At 54.6% G+C, this 17316-nt stretch carries 12 protein-coding genes and 1 pseudogene; 9 read left to right on the top strand and 4 right to left on the bottom strand.

Going from position 1 to position 17316, the window contains the following annotated elements; genetic code table 11:
* Positions 1-10: 10 nt before the first annotated feature.
* Positions 11-1540 carry a Re/Si-specific NAD(P)(+) transhydrogenase subunit alpha gene (gene pntA, locus JKP81_RS11635; protein ID WP_200551854.1) on the bottom strand — a complete coding sequence of 510 codons (1530 nt, stop codon included), beginning with the start codon at positions 1538-1540 and terminating at the stop codon, positions 11-13.
* A gap of 502 nt (positions 1541-2042) precedes the next feature.
* On the opposite strand from pntA, the gene ydgH reads away from it, so the two are divergent.
* Together ydgH and JKP81_RS11625 are read left to right on the top strand one after the other, a co-directional pair.
* Complete coding sequence (ydgH, locus tag JKP81_RS11630) at positions 2043-2987, top strand: DUF1471 family protein YdgH (RefSeq protein ID WP_200551853.1); 945 nt, start codon at positions 2043-2045, stop codon at positions 2985-2987.
* 192 nt (positions 2988-3179) lie between these two features.
* A complete protein-coding gene (locus JKP81_RS11625; protein WP_200551852.1) occupies positions 3180-4562 on the top strand; it encodes an amino acid permease in 1383 nt (460 codons plus the stop codon).
* On the opposite strand, the pseudogene JKP81_RS11620 reads toward JKP81_RS11625, so the two are convergent.
* Positions 4559-4894: pseudogene (locus JKP81_RS11620) on the bottom strand (GlpM family protein). The gene JKP81_RS11625 and the pseudogene JKP81_RS11620 sit on opposite strands and share 4 nt — an antisense overlap.
* A 128-nt stretch (positions 4895-5022) precedes the next feature.
* Here JKP81_RS11620 and rstA point away from each other — a divergent pair.
* The 3 genes from rstA (at position 5023) to tus (ending at position 8067) form a co-directional block, all read left to right on the top strand.
* Positions 5023-5745, top strand: coding sequence for a two-component system response regulator RstA (gene rstA / locus JKP81_RS11615; RefSeq protein ID WP_065370624.1), 723 nt, complete (start codon positions 5023-5025; stop codon positions 5743-5745).
* A gap of 21 nt (positions 5746-5766) precedes the next feature.
* Positions 5767-7062, top strand: a complete 1296-nt coding sequence (gene rstB / locus JKP81_RS11610; RefSeq protein ID WP_200551851.1) for a two-component system sensor histidine kinase RstB — start codon at positions 5767-5769, stop codon at positions 7060-7062.
* A 75-nt stretch (positions 7063-7137) separates the two neighbouring features.
* Positions 7138-8067 (top strand): DNA replication terminus site-binding protein, encoded by a 930-nt coding sequence (gene tus, locus JKP81_RS11605; RefSeq protein ID WP_200551850.1) that lies wholly within the window; start codon positions 7138-7140, stop codon positions 8065-8067.
* Here the strand turns inward: tus and fumC are convergent.
* A complete protein-coding gene (gene fumC, locus JKP81_RS11600; protein ID WP_200551849.1) occupies positions 8064-9464 on the bottom strand; it encodes a class II fumarate hydratase in 1401 nt (466 codons plus the stop codon). The two genes, tus and fumC, sit on opposite strands and share 4 nt — an antisense overlap.
* 134 nt (positions 9465-9598) lie before the next feature.
* Entirely contained in the window at positions 9599-11245 is a 1647-nt protein-coding gene (gene fumA / locus JKP81_RS11595; RefSeq protein ID WP_200551848.1) for a class I fumarate hydratase FumA, read from the bottom strand.
* A gap of 197 nt (positions 11246-11442) precedes the next feature.
* Between fumA and manA the strand changes: the two genes are divergently transcribed.
* The 4 genes from manA to JKP81_RS11575 all read left to right on the top strand — a co-directional run bounded on the left by manA (position 11443) and on the right by JKP81_RS11575 (position 17219).
* The gene (manA, locus tag JKP81_RS11590) at positions 11443-12615 is read left to right on the top strand and encodes a mannose-6-phosphate isomerase (RefSeq protein WP_200551847.1); all 1173 of its coding nucleotides are present in this window, start codon (positions 11443-11445) and stop codon (positions 12613-12615) included.
* A gap of 105 nt (positions 12616-12720) precedes the next feature.
* Positions 12721-14250 carry a YdgA family protein gene (locus JKP81_RS11585; protein ID WP_200551846.1) on the top strand — a complete coding sequence of 510 codons (1530 nt, stop codon included), beginning with the start codon at positions 12721-12723 and terminating at the stop codon, positions 14248-14250.
* Positions 14251-14417: 167 nt separating this feature from the next.
* Positions 14418-16031, top strand: coding sequence for a maltose/glucose-specific PTS transporter subunit IIBC (malX, locus tag JKP81_RS11580; protein ID WP_200551845.1), 1614 nt, complete (start codon positions 14418-14420; stop codon positions 16029-16031).
* A 3-nt stretch (positions 16032-16034) separates the two neighbouring features.
* Positions 16035-17219 carry a MalY/PatB family protein gene (locus JKP81_RS11575; protein WP_200551844.1) on the top strand — a complete coding sequence of 395 codons (1185 nt, stop codon included), beginning with the start codon at positions 16035-16037 and terminating at the stop codon, positions 17217-17219.
* Positions 17220-17316 lie beyond the last annotated feature (97 nt).

Raw genomic sequence — 17316 nt, 5'->3', positions numbered from 1 at the left:
CTGTTACCCCTTAGTTCTTCCGGAACATTTTCAGCATGCGCTGAGTGACGGTGAAACCACCAAAAATATTAATGCTGGCAATCAGTACCGCAATAAAACTCAAGAAGCTGACCCAGCCGCCGTGACCAATCTGCAACAGCGCGCCGACAACGATTATGCCGGAAATGGCGTTCGTCACCGACATCAGCGGCGTGTGCAGCGCATGCGAGACGTTCCACACCACGTAGTAACCGACCACGCAAGCCAGCGCGAAAACGGTAAAGTGGCCGAGGAACTCTTTTGGCGCAACATCCGCAAGCCAGCCAAACAGAATGATCGCCAGAGCCATAAAGGCATATTTCCGCCACGGCGAAGCCGGTTTGGCCTCTTCTTTTGGTGCCGCAGCCGCTTTTGGCGCAGCTTGCGGCTGTGCAGAAACCTGAATCGGCGGTGCAGGCCAGGTAACTTCACCCTCGCGAACCACGGTAACCCCACGAACCACTACGTCATCAAAATCGACAACCACGTTGCCATCTTTTTCAACGCACAGCAGTTTCAGCAGGTTCACAAGGTTGGTGCCATAAAGCTGGGAAGACTGCGTAGGCAAACGGCCTGGTAAATCGGTATAACCGATCACTTTCACGCCATTGGCGGTGGTGCTGACCTCGTTCGGTACCGTGTATTCACAGTTGCCGCCGTTTTGCGCAGCAAGGTCAACAATAACGCTGCCCGGTTTCATGGAGTCAACCATTTCACGGGTGATCAGCTTCGGTGCGGGTTTCCCCGGAATAAGCGCCGTGGTGACAATAATATCGACATCTTTCGCCTGGGCTGCGAAGAGTTCCATTTCTGCTTTGATAAAGGCTTCAGACATCACTTTTGCGTAGCCGTCGCCGCTGCCCGCTTCTTCCTGGAAATCCAGCTCCAGGAACTCGGCGCCCATACTCTGCACCTGTTCTTTGACTTCAGGGCGCGTGTCGAACGCACGCACAATGGCTCCAAGACTGTTGGCCGCGCCAATCGCCGCTAAACCGGCAACGCCTGCGCCAATCACCATCACTTTCGCCGGCGGCACTTTGCCCGCCGCCGTGATCTGCCCGGTAAAGAAACGGCCGAATTCATGCGCCGCTTCAACAATCGCACGATATCCCGCAATGTTAGCCATTGAGCTCAGCGCATCCAGCGACTGGGCGCGGGAGATACGCGGCACGGAATCCATTGCCATCACGGTAATGTTACGCGCGGCCAGCTTCTCCATTAATGCCGGATTTTGCGCAGGCCAGATAAAACTCACCAGCGTCGTGCCTGGATTAAGCAGCGCGATCTCTTCGTCGTTCGGTGCGTTAACTTTGAGGATAACGTCCGAGTGCCAGACGTTGCTCCCATCGACAATCGTCGCCCCGGCCTGGACGAACGCATCGTCATCGAAACTTGCCAGCTTGCCCGCGCCGCTTTCAATCGCGACGGTAAAACCCAGTTTAAGCAGTTGCTCGACCGTTTTCGGCGTCGCAGCAACGCGGGTTTCATTGGCCAACCGTTCTTTAGGTACACCAATACGCATAGTTTTCCCTTCCATCGGTTTTAGATGATGGTTTGTCAGTGGTTCCGGCGCGGTTATTTACGCAACGCTGCGGAAAATAAAACAGTAACAAACTTTCTATAACCTACTGAAAATAACGCCTGTGATCCACAGCCGGAAAAGAGAAATTATGCATTTATCCGTGAAAATTAACTGTCGGAGGCCGCAGGCAAGCTTATTTGACTTAAATTCCCGCATACAGGCCGATATTCCGCTCAAGCGAAGCGGCAAAACACGATTAATCTCCGGTGCAGATTCGCTTTTTAACAATGTATTAACTTAAAAAAGTCATAACCTTTATCGATTTTGCTGGTCAAGCGTCTGTTTTTTCAACATATCACTAAAGGTTATCGTTATTTCCCCCTCGGCCGCACAGTCAGTGAAAAATGACGCAGACAGTTGCGCTGTTTAAATGCAATAATCACCGACGTTTTCCCAACAACAACACCAGTTTATGGTTTGCGCAAGGCGAAGGATTATTTTTATGAAGCTTAAGTACACCCTCCTGGCGTCAGCACTTCTCTCGGCAACGGCATTTACCGCCAACGCAGCGACAGAGTTAACACCGGAGCAAGCGGCAGCGGTAAAACCTTACGATCGCATCGTGATCACCGGCCGTTTTAATGCCATTGGCGACGTCGTTAACGCAGCATCCAAACGCGCGGATAAAGAAGGTGCCGCATCATTTTACGTTGTTGATACCTCCGACGCGGGCAACAGCGGTAATCAGCGCGCCACGGTCGATTTATACAAAGCTAACGCCGCAAAAGCGGAGCGTCCTGCTTTCCGTGTTATTAACGGCGTGACCGAGTTACCCAAAGATCAGGCAATTGCCCTGCAGCCGTACGATACGGTGACCGTTCAGGGTTTCTTCCGCACTCAGCCGGAAGTGAACGACGCAATTACTAAAGCCGCTAAAGAGAAAGGCGCAGCCTCTTTCTTTATTGTTCGCCAGGTTGATGCTAATCAGGGTGGCAACCAGATCGTCACGGCCTTTATCTATAAAGCAGACGCGAAAAAACGCGTTATCCAGAGCGCGGATGCTATCCCGCGTGACTCGGATGCTGGCCGCGCCGCGCTGGCAAAAGGCGGTGAAGAAGCGAAAAAAGTTGAGATCCCAGGCGTCGCCAGCGATGCGACAGCGGGCGTCGGTGTTGGCCGATTCTTCGAAACGCAATCCTCTTCCGGTGGTCGTTACAGTGTCACGTTGCCTGACGGAACAAAGATTGAAGAAGTGAATAAAATCACTGCCGCGCAGATGGTGCCTTTCGACAGCATCAAGTTCACCGGCAACTATGGCAACATGACCGAGATCTCTTATCAGGTCGCCAAACGCGCCGCGCAGAAAGGTGCTAAGTATTATCACATCACCCGCCAGTGGTCAGAAAGTGGCAATAACATGACCATCAGCGCCGATCTGTATAAATAATCTGCATTTATGAATCAGGCGGCTACGGCCGCCTTTTTTATTTTTTTACCCTTTTTCGTAAAATTGTCGTGCCACCTCATTGCATGGCCCGTCGACTCTCCGTAAAATCCCGCGCCTTAGTGATATCCACCATATTTATGCGCCACGGCAAAATAATTATTCTGGATTAGTTGCTTTTTTGACAGGATAACCATGGAAAAGAAACTTGGCCTTAGCGCATTAACTGCGCTGGTTTTAAGCTCGATGCTGGGCGCTGGCGTTTTCAGCCTGCCGCAAAATATGGCGGAAGTTGCCAGCCCGGCAGCGCTGATCATTGGCTGGATGATCACCGGGGCGGGGATTTTATTGCTCGCCTTTGCCATGCTGATCCTGACCCGTATTCGCCCGGATCTGGATGGCGGCATATTCACTTACGCCCGCGAAGGTTTTGGGGAGCTGATTGGCTTTTGTTCGGCCTGGGGCTACTGGCTGTGCGCGGTTATAGCCAACGTCTCTTATCTGGTTATCGTCTTTTCCGCTCTGAGTTTCTTTACCGACACGCCATCGTTGCGCTTGTTTGGCGATGGTAATACCTGGCAGGCAATTGTTGGCGCATCCGCGTTATTGTGGATTGTGCATGCGCTTGTTCTGCGCGGCGTACAAACCGCAGCGAGTATCAATCTGGCCGCGACGCTGGCGAAACTGGTGCCGCTCGGGCTGTTTATTGTGCTGGCGGCGCTGGCCTTTAACCTCGATAAGTTCCGTCTTGATTTCAGCGGCATCGCGCTGGGTGTTCCGGTGTGGGAGCAGGTGAAAAACACCATGCTGATTACCCTGTGGGTATTTATTGGTGTCGAAGGCGCGGTTGTGGTTTCTGCCAGGGCGCGCAATAAGCACGATGTTGGCCGCGCCACACTGCTCGCCGTGCTGGCGGCGCTGACCGTCTACCTGCTGGTTACCCTGCTTTCGCTCGGCGTTGTTGCCCGCCCGGAACTCGCGGAAATGCGTAATCCGTCAATGGCCGGTCTGATGGTGAAACTGCTGGGGAGCTGGGGCGAAGTCATTATCGCGGCGGGTTTGATTGTCTCCGTCTGCGGCGCGTACCTGAGCTGGACGATTATGGCGGCGGAAGTGCCGTTACTGGCCGCGACGCATAAAGCGTTCCCGAAAATCTTCGCGCGACAGAATAAAAACAACGCGCCTGCTGCCTCTTTATGGCTGACCAATATCAGCGTGCAGGTTTGCCTGGTGCTTATCTGGCTCACCGGTTCGGATTACAACACGCTGCTGACCATCGCGTCAGAGATGATTCTGGTGCCCTATTTCCTTGTCGGCGCGTTCCTGTGGAAGATCGCGCAGCGCCCCTTGCACCAGACTGTGGCCATTGGCGCTTGCGTATATGGCTTGTGGCTGCTGTATGCATCCGGTCCGATGCATTTATTGCTGTCGGTGGTGCTCTACGCACCGGGGCTGCTGGTGTTTATGTATGCACGTCGAACACATGAGATGACGGAAATGCTCAAGCAGCATGAAAAAGCGCTGATTGGCGCCTTGTTAATCGCCGCCGTTCCCGCCACCTGGATGCTGATGCGCTAGTGCAGGCGGCTCCAGCAATAAATTAACAACCAGGCGCTGAGGCTCCAGCAAATAACCGCACAGCCCAGCGCCGGCCAGACCCGCATCAAACCGGTGAAATACCAGAGCGACAGTAAATAGATAAAATAGGGAATAATCGCTCACATGCCGAACACGATCGTGGTGCGCAGCGCCTCAATGCCACGCTCGGTGGCGACAATATAGTGCGCAATCAGCGCGAAAGTCGGAAATAACGGGATTAGCCCGGCGATATAGTAATTTTTTGTTTTGGCCAGCAGACCAATCAACACCACCACCAGCGCCCCGATAGCCGCTTTAATCACCAATCCCATGATTTTCCCTTTATCACTGCAACAACAACGACCTACAGCATAACGGAAGCCTCTTCGTTTAGAAAAGATTAATGGCAGCTTATAGCAAGGCGGTGTATGTTGACGTTTTTGAACAATCGCGATGGCTTATGAATAAGATCGTTTTTGTGGAAGATGACCCGGAAGTGGGCGCACTGATTGCCGCTTATCTGGGCAAACACGATATGGACGTCATTGTCGAACCCCGTGGCGATCGCGCCGAAGAGGTTATCGCCCGCGAAAAACCCGAACTGGTGCTGCTGGATATCATGCTGCCCGGTAAAGATGGCATGACTTTGTGCCGCGACCTGCGTAACCAGTGGAACGGCCCGATTGTGCTGCTCACCTCGCTGGACAGTGATATGAACCACATTCTTTCACTGGAGATGGGCGCCAACGACTACATTCTGAAAACCACGCCGCCCGCCGTATTGCTGGCGCGCCTGCGTTTGCATTTGCGCCAGCGCAGCAGTGTGAATACCGTCGCCGAGCCCGCCACTCCCTCGCTGAAACAACATAAGACGATCAGCTTTGGCACCCTGTCTATCGATCCGGTTAACCGCCAGGTGATGCTGGCCGGGCAACAAGTTGCCCTCTCCACCGCCGATTTCGAATTGCTCTGGGAATTAGCGACCCATGCCGGGCAGATTATGGACCGCGATGCGCTGCTGAAGAACTTGCGTGGTGTAAGCTACGATGGCATGGATCGCAGCGTTGATGTGGCGATTTCCCGTCTGCGTAAAAAATTGCTCGACAGCGCAACGGAACCCTACCGGATTAAAACCGTTCGCAATAAAGGCTATCTGTTCGCCCCGCATGCGTGGGACAACTAAAACGCACAACCAGGTGTCGCTATGAAAAAGCTGTTCGTCCAGTTTTACCTTTTGCTGTTCGTCTGCTTTCTGGTCATGACGATGCTGGTGGGTCTGGTTTATAAATTCACCGCCGAGCGCGCTGGCCGCCAGTCCCTTGACGACCTGATGAAAAGCTCGCTCTACCTGATGCGTAGCGAGCTGCGCGAGATCCCGCCCAATCAATGGGCCAGAACCCTGAAGGAGCTGGATCTCAATCTGTCGTTTAATCTGCGCATTGAACCGATGAGTAAATTCACGCTGGAACCGCGTCCTGCACAGCGTCTGCGTGAAGGCGATATCGTGGCGCTTGATTCGGAATACACTTTCATCCAGCGTATTCCCCGCAGCCATTATGTTTTGGCGGTCGGTCCGGTGCCGTATCTCTTTTTCCTGCATGAAACGCGGCTGCTGGATATGGGTTTGATGGCGCTGATTGCTATCTCTCTCGCCTTCCCGGTATTTATCTGGATGCGCCCGCACTGGCAGGAGATGTTGCGGCTTGAATCAGCAGCACAACGCTTCGGCGAGGGGCATTTAGAAGAGCGCATTCATTTTGACAGTGCCTCAAGTTTTGAACGGCTCGGCATCGCCTTTAACCAGATGGCGGACAATATCAACGCGCTGATCGCCAGTAAAAAGCATCTTATAGACGGCATAGCCCACGAACTGCGCACGCCGCTGGTCAGGCTGCGTTACCGGCTGGAGATGAGTGAAAACCTCAGCGAAACCGAGCATGCGGCGTTAAATCGCGATATCGGGCAACTGGAAGCGCTGATTGAAGAGTTGCTGACGTACGCTCGTCTTGATCGCCCGCAGACCGAGCTGAAACTCACCTCGCCGGATCTGCCAGCGTGGTTCAGCAGTTATCTTGACGATGCGCGCAGCATGAACCCGCAGTACACCTTTTTGCTGACAACAACGCCGGGCGAAGATTATGGCGCGCTGGATATGCGCCTTATGGAGCGCGTTCTGGATAATCTGGTGAATAACGCCCTGCGCTACAGCCAGCAAAAGGTAAAAGTCACCTTACAACGCGAAGGCGCACAAGCCTGTATGATCGTCGAAGATGATGGCCCCGGTATTGCCCCCGAAGAGCGTGAACGCGTGTTTGAACCCTTTGTTCGCCTCGATCCAAGCCGCGACCGCGCGACCGGCGGCTGCGGACTGGGGCTGGCGATTGTGCATTCCATCGCACAGGCCTTCGGCGGCGAAGTCAGTTGCGCGCAGAGCGAACTGGGCGGCGCGAAATTTTCTTTCCACTGGCCGATTTACCACCACATTGTTTTGCCCTCCTGACGATTAATCGCACAGTGGCCGAATCCCGGCGACTGTGCTATAAACACAAGTATGTTGTAACTAATGGAATGCAAAATGGCTGCCTTAGATTTGATCGAACGCCTCAACACCACCTTCCGGCAGCTGGAACATGAACTGGCTGCGCTAAAAACCGAGTTAGCAGGTTGCCGGTTAATGGCCGCGCGCGTATTTAGCCTGCCGGATATCCCCAAAGGCGCGGAACACAACCCGCTTACCGCGATCCATGTCGAACAACATCTTGGTCAGCAGGCGGCAGCGCTTGCCCTCAATCATTTCACCCATTTATTTATTCAGCAGCAGTCGGAAAACCGCAGCAGCAAAGCCGCTGTGCGGCTGCCGGGCGTTATCTGCTACCAGGCAAATGAGGCCACGCTTAGCGCGCTGGCTGAACGCATCAGCACCGTGAACGCGCTGAAATCAACCTTTGAACGGATAGTCACTCAGGAATCGGGGCTGGCCCCTGCGGCCCGGTTTGAATGGGTTCACCGCCATCTGCCGGGGCTTATCACCTTAAATGCTTACCGGACACTGACGGCCATTCGCGCACCGGCAACCATCCGTTTTGGCTGGGCGAATAAGCATATTATTAAAAACCTCACTCGCGATGAGGTGCTGGCGCAACTGGAAAAGAGCCTGAAATCCCCGCGCGCCGTCTCTGCGTGGACGCGTGAAGAGTGGCTGGGACGCATTGAGCAGGAGTACAACGATATTGCCGCCCTGCCAAAACAGGCGCGGCTGAAAATCAAACGTCCGGTGAAAGTGCAGCCCATTGCCCGCGTCTGGTATGCCGGTTCACAAAAACAGGTGCAATATGCCTGCCCGACACCGCTTATCTCACTGATTTCAGAAGAGAATGGCGGAACCGTCCCGGATATTGGCGAACTGCTGGATTACAACGCGGAAACTATTCAACACCGCTATAAACCACAGGCGCAACCGCTGACGCTAATCATTCCGCGGCTGCACCTCTATCTGGCGGGTTAAGCCTGTTGCAAACTGCCAACCATTGATTCCGGACGCACCCAACTGTCAAACTCGGCTTCCGTCAGGTAGCCGAGCGCCAGCGCAGAAGCTTTCAGCGTCAGCCCCTCTTTGTGCGCTTTTTTGGCAATTTCCGCCGCTTTGTCGTAGCCGATATGGGTATTCAGTGCTGTCACTAACATCAAAGACTCATTCAGCAGTTGATCAATACGCTCGCGGTTGGGTTCAATCCCCACGGCGCAATGTTCGTTAAAACTCTCCATCCCGTCCGCCAGCAGACGTACCGATTGCAGGAAGTTGTGGATTACCATCGGGCGGAAAACGTTCAGCTCAAAGTTGCCGGATGCGCCACCTATATTCACCGCCACATCATTGCCCAGCACCTGGCTGCATAGCATGGTCATCGCTTCGCACTGCGTGGGGTTAACTTTACCCGGCATGATCGAGCTGCCCGGTTCGTTTTCCGGGATCGCGATTTCACCAATACCACAACGCGGGCCAGAGGCGAGCCAGCGCACATCGTTAGCGATTTTCATTAATGAAGAAGCCAGCCCTTTCAGCGCGCCATGCGCATGCACCAGTGCATCGCAGGTCGCCAGCGCTTCAAATTTGTTAGGCGCGGTAATAAACAGTTGCCCGGTAAAACTGGCCAGCTCTTGCGCCACGCGCACGGCGTATTCCGGGTGCGTATTCAGCCCGGTGCCCACGGCGGTGCCACCAAGCGCCAGTTCGCTCAGGTGCGGCAAGCTCTGTTCGATATGTTTAAGGTTATGCTCAAGCATCGCCACCCAGCCGGAGATCTCCTGTCCCAGCGTCAGCGGCGTCGCGTCCTGCAAATGCGTACGGCCGATTTTGACAATACCGGCAAATGCGGTGGCTTTCTCATTAAGCGTTTTTTTCAGTACCTGTAGCTGCGGGATCAATTGCTCGCGCACACCAATCACCGCCGCGACATGCATCGCTGTCGGGAAAACATCATTTGAACTCTGGCTTTTATTCACGTCGTCATTGGGATGGATCTTGCGCTCCATGCCGCGCACGCCGCCGAGGATTTCGCTGCCGCGATTGGCCAGCACCTCGTTCATGTTCATGTTGCTCTGCGTACCGGATCCGGTCTGCCAGATAGCGAGCGGAAACTCATCGGGATGTTGCCCGGCCAGCACTTCATCCGCCGCCGCGATGATCGCGCGCGCTTTCTCTTCGGGCAGTAGACCCAAATCCTGATTAACTTTTGCCGCTGCGCGTTTGGTTAGCGCCAGCGCGTGGATCAGTGAGACCGGCATTTTTTCCGTTGAGATACGAAAATGCTCAAGCGACCGCTGGGTTTGCGCTCCCCACAGTTTGTCTGCCGGGACGTCGATTGCGCCCATCGAATCTTTCTCACTGCGATACGTTGCCATGACTCTCTCCTTGGTTACAAAGTGATATTGGGTTACGACATTGCTCACCTGCAAACAAGTAAAAGTATTGATGCTTTTTAGAATGTTGTTTACTGCTTTGTGCTTAAAAAAACCGCCCCGAAGGGCGGTCAATACTATTTAACGCAGCGGGCACACTGCCCGGATTGAATTTGCTGGAAGAAGTCGTTGCCTTTGTCATCCACCAGGATAAACGCCGGAAAATCTTCCACTTCAATTTTCCAGATAGCTTCCATACCCAGTTCCGGATAAGCCACACACTCAAGGCTTTTGATACTGTTCTGCGCAAGGATCGCCGCCGGACCGCCAATGCTGCCAAGGTAAAAACCACCGTGCTTATGGCAAGCATCCGTCACCTGCTGGCTGCGGTTACCTTTCGCCAGCATGATCATGCTACCGCCCTGCGACTGCAGTTGATCGACATAAGAATCCATGCGCCCGGCGGTGGTCGGCCCCAGCGAGCCGGAGGCATAACCTTCCGGCGTTTTTGCCGGGCCTGCGTAGTAAATCGGGTGATCTTTAATGTACTGCGGCAGATGCTCGCCACTGTCCATCAGCTCTTTGAGCTTTGCATGAGCAATATCGCGCGCGACGATAATCGTGCCGGTAAGCGACAAACGCGTAGAGACCGGGTACTGCGAAAGCTGAGTGAGGATCGTTTTCATCGGGCGGTTAAGATCCACTTTCACCGCTTCGCCTTCACCGGCCTCGCGCAGCGCTTCAGGAATGTATTTGCCCGGATTCTGCTCTAAACGCTCCAGCCAGATGCCATCGCGGTTGATTTTACCTTTGATGTTGCGATCGGCAGAGCAGGAAACGCCCATACCGACCGGGCAGGATGCACCGTGGCGCGGCAGGCGGATCACGCGAATGTCGTGAGCGAAATATTTGCCGCCAAACTGCGCGCCAAGACCGAGATTCTGTGCCTCTACCAGCAGCTGTTGCTCCAGTTGCACGTCGCGGAACGCCTGTCCGTGCTCGTTACCTTCAGTTGGCAGCGCGTCATAATATTTGGTGGAGGCAAGTTTGACCGTTTTCAGTGTCGCTTCCGCTGATGTACCGCCAATCACAAACGCGACATGGTACGGCGGGCAAGCCGCCGTACCGAGGGTGCGCATCTTCTCAACCAGGTAGTTTTTCAGCTTCGCCGGAGTGATCAGCGCCTTGGTTTCCTGGTAGAGATAGGTTTTATTCGCCGAGCCGCCGCCTTTGGCGATGCAGAGAAATTTATACTCGTCGCCATCAACGCTGTAGAGATCAATCTGCGCCGGCAGGTTGGTACCGGTATTCACCTCTTTGTACATATCCAGCGGGGCGTTTTGCGAATAGCGCAGGTTCTCTTCGGTGTAGGTGTTGTAAACACCGCGAGCCAGCGCCGCTTCATCCCCGCCACCGGTCCAGACGCGCTGGCCTTTCTTGCCCATGATGATCGCCGTGCCGGTGTCCTGGCAGGTCGGCAGAATGCCTTTCGCGGCAATGTCCGAGTTGCGCAGGAATTGCAGGGCGACATATTTGTCGTTTTCACTGGCTTCGGGATCGGCAAGGATATCGGCGACCTGCTGCTGGTGCGCCGGGCGCAGTAAAAATGAGGCGTCGTGGAAAGCGTGTTGCGCCAGCAGGGTCAGCGCTTGCGGATCCACTTTCAGGATCTGCTGGCCTTCGAACTCAGCCACAGAAACATAGTCGCGGCTGAGCAGGTAGTATTCGGTGTCATCCTTTCCGAGTGGGAAAGGATCCTGATAATAGAAGGGTTTGTTCGACATTGTTCTCTCACTTACGGCTGATCTGGTTATTGTTCAGGCAGTCAATCCATCTGCCTGTGTTAAAGCGAGTCGCCATATCCTACACAATTTTTTAACAAAAACTGAGACTAGTACGACTTTTTACCCCCACAGGTTACTTCCGCCGGCTTTGTTGCTTTAATAACGCCATAATTTCATTAATGAGAAAGGGCTTGATAATGCAAAAACTCATCAACTCCGTGCAGAACTACGCCTGGGGAAGTAAAACGGCATTAACGGATCTCTACGGCATTGCCAATCCTGACAATCTGCCAATGGCCGAATTGTGGATGGGCGCGCACCCGAAGAGTAGCTCAAAGGTGCAGGATGCCAGCGGCCAGACCCGTGCGTTGCGTGAGGTGATTGATCAGGATAAAACCCGCCTGCTGGGCAGCGCCGTCGCGAATCGTTTTGGTGAATTACCGTTCCTGTTTAAAGTGTTGTGCGCCGACCAGCCGCTGTCGATTCAGGTGCATCCCAACAAGAAAAACTCCGAGACTGGTTTTGCTAAAGAGAACGCCGCAGGCATTCCGCTGGACGCCGCAGAGCGCAACTACAAAGATCCAAACCATAAGCCGGAACTGGTGTTTGCCCTGACGCCGTTCCTTGCCATGAACGCCTTCCGCGAGTTTTCCGACATTGTTTCCCTGCTGCAACCGGTGGCGGGCGCGCATCCGGCTATCGCCCATTTCCTGCAAGCGCCTGGCGCAGAGCGCCTGAGCGAGCTGTTTGCCGCGCTGCTGAATATGCAGGGCGAGGAGAAATCCCGCGCGCTGGCGGTGCTGAAATCCGCGCTTGACAATCACTCCGGCGAACCGTGGCAGACCATTCGCCTGATTAGCGAGTTCTACCCGGATGACAGCGGCCTCTTCTCTCCGCTGCTGCTGAATGTGGTGAAACTGAACCCAGGCGAAGCGATGTTCCTGTTTGCCGAAACCCCGCATGCCTACCTGCAAGGCGTGGCGCTGGAAGTGATGGCGAACTCTGACAACGTCCTGCGCGCCGGGCTAACGCCGAAATACATCGACATCCCGGAACTGGTGGCGAACGTAAAATTCACGCCAAAACCCGCCAGTGAACTGCTGACACAACCGACACAGCACGGTGCGGAGCTGGATTTCCCGATCCCGGTAGACGACTTTGCGTTCTCCCTGCACGATCTCAGCGCCAGCGAAACTCAACTGGCGCAACAGAGCGCGGCCATTGTCTTCTGCGTGGAAGGCGAAGCGGTGCTCAGCAAAGCGAGCCAGCAATTAGTGCTGAAAGCGGGTGAGTCAGCGTTTATTGCCGCCGACGAATCACCTGTTGGCGTAAGCGGCACTGGTCGCGTGGCGCGAGTGTTTAATAAGTGAGAGTAAGTTACTGAACTTTTTAGCAAGGATTGCTAAGCTTGAAGGCACATCACTCGACATCCAGGCGGCGTTAACCGCCTGGTTTCTTTTTTAGGGATAAATAGTATGAAAAAAACGTGGGTTGCCGCAGGGATTATCGTCGCGCTCGGTATCGTCTGGACGGGCGGAGCCTGGTACACCGGCAAACAACTTGAAGGTCGTCTGGCGGAGATGGTCAGCCAGGCGAACGCACAAATTAAGCGCAACGCGCCGGAGGCCAATATTGAGCTCTCTGCCCAGGATTACCAGCGCGGCCTCTTTTCCAGCCAGTTAACCTTGAACATTAAACCGCTCGCCGGTAGCACCAATACGTGGCTGAAACCGGGGCAAGCCATTGTTCTGCACGAAACGGTCGATCATGGCCCCTTCCCGCTGGCGCAGCTTAAAACCTTTAGCCTGACGCCTGCGATGGCTTCCGTGCATACGCAACTGGTCAATAACGATGTGACAAAAGGGTTGTTTGATATCGCCAAAGGCCAGGCGCCCTTCTCTGCTGACACCCGCATTGGCTACAGCGGCGATACCCGCACGGATGTCACGCTGAGCCCGCTGAATTCAGAAAAAGACGGCGACAAAGTTGCCTTTAGCGGCGGCCATTTCCGCTTCAGCGCGGACAGCAAAGGTAATGCGTTGTCGCTGAGCGGCGAAGCCGAAAGCGGCCTGGTGGATACGGTGAATGAATATGGGCAGAAAGTGCAGCTGTCGTTCAATAACCTGAAAACCGACGGCTCCAGCGAAATGTCCAGCTTTGATGAGCGTACCGGCAACCAGAAGATGAGCCTCGATAAGCTCGCGATCTCTATTGAAAATAAAGAGATGGCGCTGCTCGAAGGCATGAACTTAACCGCCAAATCTGACGTTGCGGACGACAAAAAGAGCCTCAACAGTCAACTGGATTACTCGCTGAACAGCCTGAAGGTGCAGGGCCAGGATCTCGGCAGCGGTAAACTGACGCTGAAAGTGGGCCAGATTGACGGCAAAGCCTGGCATCAGGCCAGCGAGCAATACGATGCGCAAATCCGTGCCTTAATGGCACAGCCGGATATCGCGCAGAACCCGGAACTCTACCAGCAGAAAGCCACCGAAGCATTCCTCAGCATTGTTCCGCTGTTGCTGAAAGGTGAACCCGTGTTGACCGTTGCGCCGCTCAGCTGGAAAAACGCTAAAGGCGAAGCGACCTTTAATCTGTCCCTGTTCCTGAAAGATCCGTCAACCGCAACCGGCACGCCGCAAACGCTGGCCGAGCAAGTTGACCGCACGGTGAAATCCCTCGACAGCAAGCTGACGATCCCGCTGGATATGGCCACCGAAATGATGACTCAGGTGGCAAAACTTGAAGGCTATCAGCAAGAGGACGCGGCGAAACTGGCAAGCCAGCAGGTGAAAGGCCTGGCGGCGATGGGTCAGATGTTCCGCATCACCACCGTGGAAAACAACAGCATCCTCACCAGCCTGCAATATGCTAACGGCCAGGTGACGCTGAACGGCGAAAAAATGCCGCTCGAGCAGTTTGTCGGGATGTTTGGTATGCCAGGGCTACAACCTGCCCAACCGGACGACGCGACGCCGCCGGTTCCGGCGGTACCGCAGCAGTAATTTTCCAGCCCCTTTCGAGGGGCTTTTTATTTTCTACCCGGTAATCTTGCCAGAATCCGAAAACGACAACCCCGTTACCGGCTCGTGCTTTTTGCGCGACAAAAACTGATAAAACCGTCTGCGCTCTGCGCATCCGCCAGAGCATTCTTTTTACGTAAGGAGAGGTTATGGCGGGGAAAACCGCGCAAAAAGCGAACCTGTGGGCATTTTTCCAGCAGCTCGGTAAAACCTTTATGCTGCCCGTCGCACTGCTGTCGTTTTGTGGCATCATGCTCGGCATTGGCAGCTCGCTGAGCAGCCGCGATGTGATAACACTGCTGCCGGTGTTAGGCCATCCGCTGCTGCAGGCCATTTTTATCTGGATGAACAAAATAGGCTCATTCGCGTTCAGTTTCCTGCCCGTGATGTTCTGTATCGCGATTCCACTGGGACTGGCGCGTGAAGATAAAGGCGTGGCGGCTTTTTCCGGTTTTGTTGGCTATGCAGTGATGAATCTGGCGGTGAATTTCTGGCTCACCGCGCAAGGCATATTGCCCACTACCGATGCGTCTCTGCTCAAAGCACATAACGTGCAGAATGTGCTCGGCATCCAGTCCATTGATACCGGCATCCTCGGCGCGGTGATTGCCGGGATTATTATCTGGCGTTTACATGAACGCTTTCACACCCTGCGCCTGCCGGACGCGCTGGCCTTTTTCGGCGGTACGCGCTCGGTGCCGATTGTCACCAGTGTCGTGATGGGTTTGGTGGGGCTTGCGATCCCGCTGGTCTGGCCGTGGTTTGCCATGGCGATTAGCGGCCTGGGGCACATTATCGATCGCGCCGGGGATTTCGGGCCGATGATTTTCGGCACTGGCGAGCGCCTGCTGCTGCCCTTTGGTTTGCAACATATTCTGGTGGCGTTGATCCGTTTTACGGAAGCTGGCGGAACGATGGAGGTCTGCGGACACAGCGTCAGCGGTGCATTAACCATTTTCCAGGCGCAGCTTAACTGCCCGCAAACACACGGTTTCGCCGAAAGCGCGACGCGTTTTCTCTCACAAGGCAAGATGCCCGCTTTCCTCGGCGGCTTACCCGGCGCGGCGCTGGCGATGTACCACTGCGCACGGCCTGAAAATCGCCATAAAATAAAAGGGTTGATGATTTCCGGCGTCATTGCCTGCGTGGTGGGCGGTACGACCGAACCGATCGAATTCCTGTTCCTGTTTGTCGCCCCGGTGCTCTATTTAATTCATGCCTTGCTTACCGGGCTGGGCTTTACCGTGATGGCCGTGCTCGGCGTGACGATCGGTAACACGGATGGCAACGTGATTGATTTTATTGTCTTCGGCGTGCTGCACGGTTTGGCGACGAAGTGGTATCTGGTGCCGCTGGTTGCTGCTATCTGGTTCGCCGTTTACTACGTCTTATTCCGTTTCGCTATCACCCATTTCGACCTGAAAACACCGGGCCGCGACAACGCCGTGGCGGAAAGCGCAGATTCAGCAACGCAAGGGGTGACGGGCAAATCCGGTTATGACGTGCCTGCCCTGCTTACCGCGCTTGGCGGAGCGGATAACGTCGCAACGCTGGATAACTGCATTACCCGCTTACGCCTGTCGGTCAATGAGATGGATAAAGTTAATGTTGACGCCCTCAAGGCCAACCGCGCGATTGGCGTTATCAAAGTGAACGAACATGACCTGCAAGTGGTAATTGGGCCGCAGGTGCAGTCGGTAAAAGATGAAATGGCGCAGCTCATCAAGACGCAACAATTTGGCACCCCGGTGGAGGCGGAATAAACAATGACTACGGATACGTTCGATTTCTCCACCCCCATTGACCGCCACGGCACCTGGTGTACGCAGTGGGATTATGTCGCCGATCGCTTTGGCCGCGCGGACTTACTCCCTTTCACGATTTCCGATATGGATTTTGCCACCGCGCCGTGCGTAATTAACGCCCTGCAACAGCGGCTTACGCATGGTGTGCTGGGTTACAGCCGCTGGAAAAACGAGGCGTTCCTGGGGGCTATTTCGCACTGGATGACCAGCCGCTTTAATACACAGATTGATGCTGAAACCATTGTTTATGGTCCGTCGGTTATCTGGATGATTGCCGAAATGATCCGCCAGTGGTCACGGCCGGGCGATGGGATTGTGGTTCATACCCCGGCGTACGATGCGTTTTATAAAGCCATTCAGGGGAATCAGCGGCAGTTGCTGGCCGTGCCGCTACAACACAACAATGCAGGCTGGTTTTGCGATATGGCGCAGCTCGACGCCGTGCTGGCAAGGCCGGAGAGTAAAATCCTGCTGCTGTGCAGCCCGCAAAACCCGACCGGGAAAGTGTGGACACGCCATGAACTGGAAACCATGGCCGCGCTGTGCGAGCGCCATAACGTGAAAGTAATAAGCGATGAAATTCATATGGATATGGTCTGGAGCAGCCAACCGCACATTCCCTGGCGCGCTGTTGCACGTGGGCCGTGGGCGCTGTTTAGTTCGGCATCGAAAAGCTTCAATATTCCTGCGCTGACCGGCGCGTGGGGGCTTATTGATGATGCGTCGTCGCGCAATGGCTGGCTTGATGCGCTGAAAAACAGCAACGGCCTCTCCTCTCCGGCAGTGCTGTCGGTCGTCGCACATATCGCCGCTTACCGCGACGGCGCGCCGTGGCTGGATGCGCTTCGCGCATACTTACGCGCCAATTTGGCTTATCTGGCAGAGCGCCTGAATAACGCCTTTCCTGCGCTGAACTGGCAAGTGCCTGAGTCTACTTATCTGGCATGGATAGATTTGCGCCCGTTAGGTATTGATGATTCCGCACTGCAAAAAGCGCTGATCGAGGAGCAAAACGTGGCCATTATGCGCGGCGATACTTACGGCGCGGAAGGCCGGGGGTTTGTGCGCCTGAATGTCGGTTGCCCACGGGTAAAACTCGAGCAAGGCGTGAAGGGATTAATCGCGGCCTTAGCGTCGCTTTATTAAGCCAAAATTTGCGCAACTCGCCCTCTGGGTTGCGCAAGATAGCTTTTTACCGCCTTTTATCTCTATAATGGCGAGCACTTTCTTAAAATAAGAGTGC

It is taken from the genome of Kosakonia sp. LAM2021, assembly GCF_016620385.1.
Taxonomy (GTDB): domain Bacteria; phylum Pseudomonadota; class Gammaproteobacteria; order Enterobacterales; family Enterobacteriaceae; genus Kosakonia; species Kosakonia sacchari.
Note: the sequence above shows the minus strand (reverse complement) of the source record. Positions and strands in the feature narration are given on the sequence as shown.